The sequence below is a fragment of the Synechococcus sp. R55.7 genome (assembly GCF_047461955.1).
Lineage (GTDB): Bacteria > Cyanobacteriota > Cyanobacteriia > Thermostichales > Thermostichaceae > Thermostichus.
In genome coordinates this window covers 2497-3657 of sequence record NZ_JANSIC010000241.1, presented here as the reverse complement: position 1 = coordinate 3657, position 1161 = coordinate 2497, and the positions used below count along the sequence as shown (strand labels likewise).

Sequence of the window (1161 nt, the reverse complement as noted above, 5' to 3'; positions counted from 1 at the left end):
GGAAAGGGTGAGATCGGCGTTGTAAAGGCCAATATCGCAGCCATCTGCATTTAGGTTTTCTCCCAGCTCGCGCAGAGCGGTGTTGAGAATTTCAGCTTCATCCAGAGAGTCGCGCACCCGGTCAGTGATGCGTTTCAGCAGGGCCTCAAATTGCAGGGATCGCTGCAACTCAGAGGTGCGTTGCCGAACCTTTTCTTCCAAGGTTTGATTGAGGGCTTGCAGTTGTTCATATAACTGGGCCTGTTGCAACGCGATGGCTAATTGATCGCTCAGCTCTTGTAAAAGCCGGATTTCCCACTCTTGCCAAGGGCGGCTGGATTGGCAGTGCTGTGCCACCAGAAGGCCCCAGAGATCCTCTCCCCGCCGAATTGGGATCACCAAGTTGGCTTGGGCCTGGAAAGATTCCAAGAGCTCCCGATAGCAAGGATCCAAATTGGCCGTCGCCACGTTGGCTATGGCTTGCACAAAGCCCTCTTGGTACTTGCGGTAGCAAGGATCCTGGCGAAGGCAAGCATCCCACACCCGGCGGCCCAAGTGGCTGGGCCAGGGATCCGCCACCGACTCAGCAGCTACAAACCCCCCTACACCTTCCTGCAACTGATAGATCATCACCCGATCCACCTGGAAAACCTCTCGCACTTCTGCAACAGTGGTTTGCAAGATAGATTGCAAATCCAAATCCTGACGGATGCGTCGCAGCAAAGCTCCAAGCAGCCGCTCCCGCTCTGCTTCTTTCAGCAACAGATCTTGGGCTTGTTTGAGGGGCGTTATGTCCACAGCGATGCCGCAAACGGCGTAAGGAGACCCCTGCTGATCCCGCAGGGCAAGCTTGGTGACCCACTGGGTCAATCTCTTGCCATCGCGGAAAAAGGTTCGCTCGTAGCTGACAGGATGCGGAGATTGCAGGACTTTTTGATCCTGATCTCGAAATTCTAGAGCCTCTTCTGATGCGAACAGCTCACTATCCAACTTTCCAAAGAGCTCTTCTGCCTTGCAGCCTCTCTGTTGTAGATAAGTCTTGTTTACATGAAGATAGCGCCCTTCCAGATCTTTGAGAAAGATGGGAAAAGGGATCCCATCCAGAATAGCCCTAAGCCGAGCTTCGCTTTCTTGTAGAGCCAGCTCTGCTTCTTTCTGCTCCGTAATATCTTCGGTAATGCC

At 53.5% G+C, this 1161-nt stretch carries 1 protein-coding gene; it reads right to left on the bottom strand.

What is annotated here, in order from left to right; genetic code table 11:
- The coding region (locus NW820_RS10985; protein ID WP_414407507.1) for a GAF domain-containing protein at positions 1 to 1161 on the bottom strand (1161 nt) is incomplete at both ends.